This is a genomic window from Pseudoalteromonas sp. MMG005, from assembly GCF_018101015.1.
Lineage (GTDB): Bacteria > Pseudomonadota > Gammaproteobacteria > Enterobacterales > Alteromonadaceae > Pseudoalteromonas > Pseudoalteromonas aurantia.
Genome location: NZ_JAGJEK010000010.1, coordinates 69,817 through 79,807 on the forward strand (window position 1 = coordinate 69,817; position 9,991 = coordinate 79,807).

The window sequence follows — 9,991 nt, forward strand, 5'->3', positions numbered from 1 at the left end:
TTAATCCGTACTGCCTGTGAATGGTATTGTATCGCTTTGCGTGTCACTACCCATAAGGATGGCTACTTTTTGTTCTGCTGTGTGTAACTTCTGATTTGATGCATTAGCCAGTAAAATACCTCTTTCAAATTGTTTCAATGACTGCTCCAAAGTCAGCTCACCTTGTTCCATTGCACTCACAATGCTTTCTAGCTCGTGTATCGCTTCTTCAAAGCTGAGGTTTTCTGGTTTCTTTACAGCCATGGTCACGTCTCTTTATTGGGCTTATTGGATAAAAGAGCTCAATTTTAGGGGCAATAGCGTACTAGGTCAAAGATAAGCGTATTTTTTTACGCTAAACTGTGAGGTAGATACTCATACGCCTTTGTTCGCAATTTTTCGGGTTTTTAATATAATTGGGTTAAGATATTCAGTAGCTTGCCGATAAACAACAAGGCTGGTACTTTCTCTTTATAAGAGGATGTGTTGCATAGGCACTTTATTAGGTTACAGCGCATAGCAGTCAGAATTAGAAAAATAGTAGATAAGACTCTCTGGAGGGGATGTGGATTTAGCAACAGTAATAGGTATATTGGGCGCGATTGGCTTGATTGCCATGTCTATGTTTATGAGTAGTGACGGTGAAGTCGCTATGTTTGCTGACTCCGCCTCAGCCGTTATTGTATTTGGTGGCTCACTTTTTATCGTTTTGTCTAACTTCACAATGCCGCAATTTTTCGGTATTGGCAAAGTGATGGGAAAGGCGTTCATGTTTAAGATTGAAACGCCAGAAGAGCTAATAGAAAAAGCTGTAGAACTTGCGGATTCAGCGCGAAAAGGTGGTTTTTTAGCCTTAGAAGAAGCTGAAATACCGAATGCATTTATGCGTAAAGGAGTTGATATGTTAGTCGATGGCCACGACGCAGATGTAGTAAGAGCGACACTACAAAAAGATATTTCCTTAACTTCTTCTCGCCATGAACAAGGTGCGTCATTATTTAAATCTTTGGCTGATATTGCACCTGCAATGGGGATGATTGGTACATTGATTGGCTTAGTTGCGATGTTATCTAACATGGATGACCCTAAAGCCATCGGTCCTGCAATGGCGGTTGCTTTGTTGACGACCCTTTATGGTGCTTTTTTGGCGAACGTTGTGGCGATCCCGATTCAGGTAAAGTTGGAATTGCGAAAGGATGAAGAGGAGCAAAACCAACGACTAATATTGGACGCGATTCTCGGAATTCAGGATGGCCAAAACCCTAAGGTAATAGAAGGGATTTTGAAAAATTATTTGGCTGAATCAAAACGCGGCACTGATAAAGAGGAGTAAGCATGTCTGACGAGCAAGAGTGTAAATGTCCCCCACCAGGCTTACCGGCTTGGATGGGCACCTTTGCAGATCTGATGTCACTACTTATGTGCTTCTTTGTGCTGTTACTTGCTTTCTCCGAAATGGATGTACTGAAGTTTAAACAAATTGCGGGTTCAATGAAGTTTGCATTTGGTGTGCAGAATAAAATAGAGGTTAAGGATATCCCTAAGGGGACCAGTGTAATTGCAATGGAGTTTACCCCAGGTAAGCCTGAGCCTACGCCAATCGAGACAATTCAGCAGCAAACCGTGGAAATGACGCAGCAAATGTTAGAGTTTCAGGCTGGCGATGAAAGTTCTGCTGGCGGGCGACAGGAGCAAAGAGGTAACAAGCGAGGCGGCGAGTCACAAAGTACCTCACAAGAACAATCTATGCAGCAGGCCGTTTCTTCAGCAGACCAAGAACAAGTCGATGAGTTAGTTAAAAAAATAGCCCAGCAATTGGAAAAACAAATCATGGATGGTGCAATTGAACTCGAATCCTTGGGGCAGCAAATCATCATTCGTATTCAAGAGAATGGCTCCTTTCCATCAGGCAGTGCATTTTTACAACCAAAGTTTAAACCAGTAATACAAGATATTGCGGAATTACTGAAGGATGTACCCGGTGAAATAACGGTATCTGGACATACCGATGATTTTCAAGTGACCAACGAGCTTTACAGTAATAATTGGGATTTATCAGCAACCAGAGCGGTTGCGGTTGCAACTGAAATGGTGAAAGCGAGAGGTTTTGATAAAAACCGGTTGGTGGTTGTAGGTCACGCAGACACAAGACCGATGGTACCCAACGAAAATGATACAGACAGAAGACGTAATAGAAGAGTCGAAATATCAATCTTACAAGGGAAGGCTAAAGAGTCGGAGCCTATTGAAGTGAGAGAAAACTAAGCAAAACTTGATTGTGATAACAAATTGGGCTACTTTACGAAAGCTCAACTCAAATAAGGAGAAACTAATGTCAATTAAAAATTCATATGTGTATTTACCAGGTGGTAACGGTGAAGGCACAGACCCAAAAGATTAGCCGGAGCGCTTAATATTGCAATACTATGGTTAACTCAATGCTTCCTGATAATATAGATGCAATTCTCTTACTGATAAGAGATCATGCAATGGTAATTACGTTTATTGCTGTTGCAATTTTCACTATTTTAGGTGATAGACAGGCGCTGCGTTATGCTGGCTTATGTGCAATATTTTATGTGATGGGATATTTTCTTTATGACTTTTTCCTAAAAGTTGATGGAGGTCAGTATATATTCCGCTATATTGTATGGGCGTTAAACGACATCGTATTCATGGCCATTTTGGCTTACTGGGCGATAAAAGATAAAGTGTATATTTGGCAAAGTGTTATTGCCCAGCTGGTTATTTTACCGGCGCCTTTATTACAATTGTTTCGCTTAATAGATCGTCATATGTTAGATCTAACGTATTCAGAGTATCTATATCGAACTATTTTGCCACTGGTAAACATCACGATCGTATTATTGTGCTTTGCCCCTTTGGTGATGCTACTCAACCGAAACACTATGGTAGAAAAACACACTTAAGTTTTAGCCATCAATTGATGGCTAAAACTTACCCTAATGATGGAATTGCACCAAACATTTGTAGTGTTTGAGCTGATATAATGGTTAAACCACACAATGCAGCGATGACCAATCCGACATTACCACCTTTCACTCGATAGCCATTACGAATTACGCTGTCTTTACGTTGCGTCCAAACCATCATCACAGGCAAAAATATTGCTAACACTACCAGGGCAATTGCGGCATAGCCTAACGCCATTATGAACCCTTGTGGATAAAATAGCGCAAACCCAAGCGGTGGTAGAAACGTGATTAAAGCGGTTTTTACTCTGTCTTTTTTGGTATCACCTTTCTTAAAAGCGTCCGCAAAAAAATCAAATAACCCTAAACTGACACCAAGGAAAGAGGTGGCAAGAGCCAAATCTGCAAAAAGGGTAACGAAAGTGGACACACTAGGGTTATGTGCTATCTCAGCAATGTTTTGTACAAAGCCTTGAAGACCTTGACTACTTAATAAGTTTGATTGGCTCATGACACCTTGGCTGAGTAATTGCCAGCCGATATAAATAACCAATGGTAATGAAGCCCCAAACATCATTACACGACGTAAAGACTTTATATCTAGGCCTACGTATTTAACGATTGACGGGATAGAACCATGAAAACCGAATGATGTAAATACGACAGGAATAGCGCTAATGATAAGCCCTTGTTCTATTGGCATATCTAACAGGTGAGCGCCTTGTACATATGGAGTTAAGACAAAAAAGAGACAGGCAAGTACAATGATTTTGACTGTAAACAAAAGGCGATTTAATTTATCAACAGTACTGGTTCCAGCTGTGACAATAATAGCAATGGTAATGGCCAGCATAATTGAGCCGACTTGTGGAGCAACGTTGATATTAAGCAGATCACTGAGCTTACTTTGCAATTGCGCTCCACCACCGGCAATATAAGCTGCACACAAGGCATAAAATAAGAACACCATGGAGAAGTTCGCAATATACTGGCCTTTTTTTCCTAAGATAGACTTTGCTAAGGTATTTAAAGTTGAATCTACATTCGCGTATTGATGGAGTTCTAGCATCAATAATGCGGTATACGTCATAAGCAGCCATGAAAGTACTAATAGAATCAGTGCAGTACTAAACCCGAGTCCAGCTGAAGCTATGGGAAGTGCGAGCATTCCTGCGCCAATGGTTGTACCTGCGACGATCAGCATACTCCCGATAGTTTTATTTTTAAGCACACATTGCCCTTTTGTTTGTGAGAGACACAGGAAGATATAACGCAAACAAACAAAATGAAATAGCTTTATGACAAATCAATGTTAAAGATTGTAACTTATGTTGTACATTAGTATGGGGGAGGTGGTTTTATTCAATTTAAATCAATGCGTTGCCAGTTTCATTGTCACTGTATCGACGTTAATACACCTCTACAGAAGGCAGCAAGTACAAAAACGCGGTCAGTGCCACGCTTTTGTACTGTTTATATACGGGTTACTTCACTTCTGTGAGTTCCATCGCTTTTTTGTACTGACACCTCAATTTAGAGTCGAAATTACATCGCTATAGGCTACTATTAACATAGTTGAGTCTGTTTAAAACCTAATTTACATCTTTATATTGTACTGGATGTTTGCGGTGGTTTTTTAAATAGTCTTTGTATATCAAATATATTAGGTGTTTATGCCCGTAAGAACCATTCCAAAAAACTATCGCAATGTGACAGGAATTGCAGCGCACAGTAAAGCTGATGGGCAAGCAATGTTTGAGTCAACACTGGAACGAGACTTTATCAGTCTACTTGAATTCGACAAGCACATAAGTCGGTTTGAGGTTCAGCCAGTTAAAATTACGTGGCTAAATAATGAAGACAAGCGACGTAGTTATACGCCTGATGTACTAGCCTTCAGGCAAGGTGAAAAACCCACTTTATATGAAGTAAAGTATCGAAGTGATCTCAAGGTAAATTGGTACAAGCTACAGCCGAAGTTCCGGATGGCTATCAAATATGCAAAGGAAAATCAGTGGAGGTTTAAAATCGTCACTGAAAAGGAAATTAGAACACCCTATCTGGAGTCAGTTAAGTTTCTTCTTCCTTTTATAAGGCAAGGTGCTAGTGAAGAAGCAGATATGGCGTTGCTAGTTGGAAATTTAAAAAAGCTTGGGCGCGCAACACCAACAGGATTACTTGAAAAGATATACTCTGATCCGTGGAATCAAGCCAGGTTGTTGCCAACATTGTGGTATCTGATTGGAACGGGCCAAATCGGCATGAACCTAAACCAAAAGATCACCATGACACGAGAAATCTGGAGCTGTTGAAGTGAGTAAGTCGTTAGTTTTAGAACCAGGAAAAAAGGTCTCAAGGGAAGGTAAAAACTACCGTATTGCTGAAGTGTTTAATCTGTCTAAAGTGATATTAGTGGATGAGTCAACGGGTGAAACGTTAGAAACTAAAGCAGAATCATTGCTGCCTCCTCTTGAAGTCGAACCTCGTAAATGCGACGAAGAGCTCATGCTTATTTCAGAAGAAGCTTGGGAAACCGCCAATCAAAGATACGAAATCATCAAGCCTTTGGTTAATAAAGGTGGGCGTACGAGAAAGCAAGTTATTGAAAGAGCTCAAGCGCATGACTTGCATGTGAATACAGTGTACTTATGGCTTCGCTTATATGAAGGTTCGGGGTTACTTACCTCGTTGTTACCAAAGACGAGAAGTGACAAAGGAGCAACTAAAGGCGACCATATAGTTGAAGAGATAATTAAAGAAGCAATCGCAACAGAATACCTCACCAAACAGAAGAAAATTGTTCGAAAGGTTATTGATGCCGTAAAAGCCCAATGTTTAAAAAGAGGGCTTACGCCACCTCATGACAATACTGTTAGGAACCGAGTTAAAGCGTTACCACTTGAGCTAGTGTCAAGAAAGCGACATGGGCGTAAAAAATCAGACAATGACTTTAAACCTATAGAGGGTAAATTCCCAGGCGCGGATTGGCCACTCGCTGTGGTGCAAATAGACCACACTAAGCTAGACATCATTTTAGTGGATGATCATTACCGAGCGCCGATAGGAAGACCTTGGATCACTTTGTCATTTGATGTGTTTAGCAGATTGGTGACTGGGTTTTATATATCGTTTGATCCCCCTAGTGCAATGACAACGGGGTTATGTCTCGCACACTCAATTTTGCCAAAAGAAAGATGGTTAGCAAACATCGGTGTTAGCGGAGAGTGGCCAGTATGGGGGTTACCAGACAAAATTCATGCAGACAATGCAAAAGAGTTCAGAGGCAACATGCTAAAACGAGCTTGTAGTCAGTACTCGATGGATTTGGAGTGGAGGCCAGTAGCAAGGCCTAATTATGGAGCCCATGTTGAAAGAGCTTTAGGCACATTATCGAAAGAAGTGCATGCTTTACCTGGTTCTACATTCGCAAACCCAAAAGAGAAAGGTGACTATGACTCAGAAAAAGCAGCAGCTTTAACGCTATCTGAATTTGAAAAGTGGCTTGCGGATTACATTGTTAATGTATACCACCAAAAGAAGCATTCAATATTAGGTATGGCACCACTCGCTCGATATAAGCAAGGAATACTAGGCGATAGTGAAATGCCAGGCAGAGGTTTGCCAGCAAAAATAATAGATGAAGAAAAGCTTAAGCTGGATCTAATGCCTTTTGAAATGCGCACAGTGCAAGATTACGGCATTGTGATAGATAAAATTTACTACTACCACGATGTTTTAAGACCTTGGATAAATGCGATTGACCCGCAAGATACAAAGAGAAAGCGCAAGTTTATGGTGCGTCGTGATCCCAGGGATATTAGCCTGATTTGGTTTTTTGACCCAGAGCTCAAGTCTTATTACCAAATTCCTTACCGAGATACCTCTCATCCAGCGATAAGTATTTGGGAGTTACGAGAAGCCCTTAAGCGCGTTGAAGAATCAGGTGGCAAAATCAATGAACACACGATTTTTGAGGCATACGAGCGAATGCGAGAGCTAGAACAGGAAGCAGTTCACAAAACTAAAGCTGCAAAACGCTCACGGCAGAGACGAAAGAATCATTCCCAAGCAGAAAAGCCTAACCCAATGCCAGCAGTTCAGGAGCAACCAAGCGAACTAGCAGTTCCAACTCTAGATATTGAACCTTTTGATGATATGGATGAATGGTCATGAGCGATTTTAGTCACTTAAATGACAGTGCCAAAGGAATGCTCTCTTTAGATGATGCTCAAAGGATTGAAAAAATACGTTCAGACCGCTGGATTGGTTATTCCAAAGCGAAAAACATATTAAACAAGCTTGAGGATTTGCTGGTACACCCTCGAACAGAAAGAATGCCCAACTTGCTTATCGTGGGTGATACCAATAATGGCAAAACTATGTTGGTGAAAAAGTTTTGTCGAAACCACCCAGCCGAAGACAACCCCGAAGGGAATGGAGTATTGGCGCCAGTTATGTTCGTTCAAGCACCGCCTGTTCCTGACGAAGGCCGCTTTTATAACTCGATTTTAGAATTGCTATTCGCACCTTATAAACCGAGTGAACGAGTCGATAAAAAGCAGTTTCAAGTCATTAAACTGCTTAGATATGTTGGGTTAAAGATATTAGTGATTGACGAAATTCATCATATTCTAGCGGGGAATACTAATCGCCAACGGGCTTTTTTAAATGTACTCAAATATTTAGGCAATGAGTTACAAATAACAATAGTTGGGGTAGGAACAAAAGACGCGTTTAGAGCACTGCAAACAGATCCGCAATTAGCCAATCGGTTTGAACCAGTAATGCTTTCTAGATGGGAATTTGACAATGAATATTTAAGGCTCTTAGCGAGCTTTGAGAGGATGTTGCCACTCAAAAAACCATCGGTACTACACGAACATAAACTAGCATCTCGTTTATTTGCTATGTCGGAGGGGTATATCGGAGAGCTAAGCAAAATATTGAATAATGCCGCGGTGTATGCGATTGAAAATAAGTTAGAACAAATCACTTTAAAAGTGTTGGATGATTTGGATTGGATCACGCCCTCAGCAAGGAAACGTAGACTAGATGGCGTATCGTAAATGCTGTCTGGTAAGTTATGGCCAGCCCACCCTAAACCTTATAATGGAGAGTGCCTTTCTTCTTGGCTAGTCAGATGTGCTCATAGCAATGGGCTAAAGCTCCAAACGTTTTGTCGGCTAGAATTTGGTTCAAATTATCAACTATGGAACCGAGACATTGATAGGCATATACCACAGTGGCTGTTGGGTAAAATAAGCGAAAAAGCGAGCGTGAGCTGCGAAGAGTTAGAAAAGCGCACGCTTGCACTTTTTGAAGGACGCCTGTTTCCCGAGCTTACATTATCGGGCCAGCTTAGATGGCTCTGCCCATTAGTAATTAAACACAGACTGCACAACGGATACGGTATGCAGTTTTGCCCGCAATGCTTGGCTGAAGGGGCTGAACCATACTATCGACTTTCATGGCGAGTCGGCCTTTATACCTTTTGCCCTTATCACCAAATAATAATGCATGACCGATGCGCTGAGTGTGGCGCTAGTATTTCTTTTCACAGATGCGAACTTGGAAAACCAGGAATATACAAAGACATGGACATGGCCTGTTGTTGGAAGTGTGGCTTTGATTTACGGCAATCTCAAAACCATCATGTACGCTTTTGGAACAAAGTGCTTTTTGAACGCTGGGCAGCACAATTAAGAGCGATAGACAGGCAATTTGTTAACTGCGGGAAGTTTGATTTTGATAGGTTGATATTGCTACATCAATTATGCCGTTTGATCGTCTCTAAAAGCCTAGCGCCAGACTTACAGAGTTATATATGCAGTATGTGTGTTCAACCAGATTTACAGCTGCTTAATACTAAAATCGCATTTGAGCAGAGAGCGTTAGTTGAACGGCATTATGTTATCAGTCTTGCTAAATGGTTGCTGCTCAAATACCCAAAGCGGGTTTTGTTTGCTATTGGGGATAAAGTAATAAGAAGAAATTGGCTATGGAAAGATATTGAATTGAACGATAAAAGCCTTGTTGTTTTCGCCGTACGCTAAACAAACAGCAGTTCTTTCAATGTTATTTAATCTTCCATGACCGTCAGAGGTAGGGCAAAGTCTGAAATAACGAACATTTGATTGAACAGATATTTATTTAAAAAAGCTTTACAAGTTTATAAAATAAGCAGAAAATCGTATACACAAAAAATGTGTACACAATAATGATGGATACAAAGATAGAATTTACAAATCAGCAAACTGAAAGGTTTAAAGCTCTAGAGTACATGCTCTACTGGGAGGGCGGTACAAATGCCACACGCTTATCCCGTTTTTTCGGTGTGCATGTAAATGTGATCTCAAAAGCTATTCTTTTATATCGTCAAGCTTACTCTTACAATCTTACATTCGATGGCAAGGATCCAGAAAAAGTATTCATACCGACCGCTAAGTTCACTCCGAAGTTTACTCGGCCAACATGGTCTGACTACGTGGATTTTATATTTCAAAACAATAACCAATATGTAACAGAGACATATGGTTCATCGGCATTTTTAAAAGGCCTTACTCCTATTCAGTCACCTAAACCTGAAGTAACAAGGCTACTTTTTAAAGCTATACGGACGGGAAAAGAAGTAATAGTTGAATATCGCAGTCGAACCAACCCTCTTGGAAAAAGTCGCCTGCTGACGCCGCTCGCAATTGCTAATGATGGTTTACGCTGGCATTGCCGAGCTTATTGCCATACCCGTGAACGCTTTGCTGACTTTAACCTGGGACGAATTATGAGAGTTGAACTCCAAGGAAAGTCCAGCATCAACTTTCAGCAAGACACTAATTGGTTTACTTATGTCGACATTGAAATAGGCCCACACCCAGAACTTAGTCAAGATGAGCAAAATTTAGTACTAAATGATTTTGGCTATAACAAACCATTCAAAATACGCACTCGCGGTGCTTTGGTTGATTACACGATACAGTATTACAGAATAGCTAAAGATCATGAGAAAGTTTCTGGAAAAGCCTTCCCTTTGGTTGTCTTGAATCGAGACGACATCAAAGAATATTATTTTTCTGAGGTATAAA

The 9,991-nt window shown here is 40.8% G+C and carries 10 protein-coding genes; 8 read left to right on the forward strand and 2 right to left on the reverse strand.

From position 1 onward, the window contains the following. Positions 1 to 243, reverse strand: coding sequence for an exodeoxyribonuclease VII small subunit (locus J8M01_RS09400; protein WP_192506662.1), 243 nt, complete (start codon positions 241 to 243; stop codon positions 1 to 3). Positions 244 to 544: 301 nt separating this feature from the next. On the opposite strand from J8M01_RS09400, the gene pomA reads away from it, so the two are divergent. From pomA to J8M01_RS09415, 3 genes are all read left to right on the forward strand, one after another. Continuing rightward, complete coding sequence (gene pomA, locus J8M01_RS09405; RefSeq protein WP_192506663.1) at positions 545 to 1,312, forward strand: flagellar motor protein PomA; 768 nt, start codon at positions 545 to 547, stop codon at positions 1,310 to 1,312. A 2-nt stretch (positions 1,313 to 1,314) separates the two neighbouring features. Then, positions 1,315 to 2,244: a flagellar motor protein MotB gene (locus J8M01_RS09410; RefSeq protein WP_210996052.1), complete on the forward strand. Its 930-nt coding sequence runs from the start codon at positions 1,315 to 1,317 to the stop codon at positions 2,242 to 2,244. Positions 2,245 to 2,405: 161 nt separating this feature from the next. Then, a complete protein-coding gene (locus J8M01_RS09415; RefSeq protein WP_211057804.1) occupies positions 2,406 to 2,909 on the forward strand; it encodes a hypothetical protein in 504 nt (167 codons plus the stop codon). Positions 2,910 to 2,937: 28 nt separating this feature from the next. Here the strand turns inward: J8M01_RS09415 and J8M01_RS09420 are convergent, their stop codons facing one another. Continuing rightward, entirely contained in the window at positions 2,938 to 4,143 is a 1,206-nt protein-coding gene (locus J8M01_RS09420; RefSeq protein ID WP_211057805.1) for an aromatic amino acid transport family protein, read from the reverse strand. 442 nt (positions 4,144 to 4,585) lie between these two features. On the opposite strand from J8M01_RS09420, the gene J8M01_RS09425 reads away from it, so the two are divergent. From J8M01_RS09425 to J8M01_RS09445, 5 genes are all read left to right on the forward strand, one after another. Further along, the gene (locus J8M01_RS09425; RefSeq protein ID WP_211057806.1) at positions 4,586 to 5,224 is read left to right on the forward strand and encodes a TnsA endonuclease N-terminal domain-containing protein; all 639 of its coding nucleotides are present in this window, start codon (positions 4,586 to 4,588) and stop codon (positions 5,222 to 5,224) included. Between the two features lies 1 nt (position 5,225). Continuing rightward, positions 5,226 to 7,085, forward strand: a complete 1,860-nt coding sequence (locus tag J8M01_RS09430) for a Mu transposase C-terminal domain-containing protein (RefSeq protein WP_211057807.1) — start codon at positions 5,226 to 5,228, stop codon at positions 7,083 to 7,085. After that, entirely contained in the window at positions 7,082 to 7,978 is an 897-nt protein-coding gene (locus J8M01_RS09435) for a TniB family NTP-binding protein (protein WP_247671077.1), read from the forward strand. Before J8M01_RS09430 ends, J8M01_RS09435 begins: the two co-directional genes overlap by 4 nt. Continuing rightward, entirely contained in the window at positions 7,979 to 8,965 is a 987-nt protein-coding gene (locus tag J8M01_RS09440) for a TniQ family protein (RefSeq protein WP_211057809.1), read from the forward strand. A gap of 164 nt (positions 8,966 to 9,129) precedes the next feature. Further along, positions 9,130 to 9,990, forward strand: a complete 861-nt coding sequence (locus J8M01_RS09445; protein WP_211057810.1) for a WYL domain-containing protein — start codon at positions 9,130 to 9,132, stop codon at positions 9,988 to 9,990. Position 9,991 lies beyond the last annotated feature (1 nt).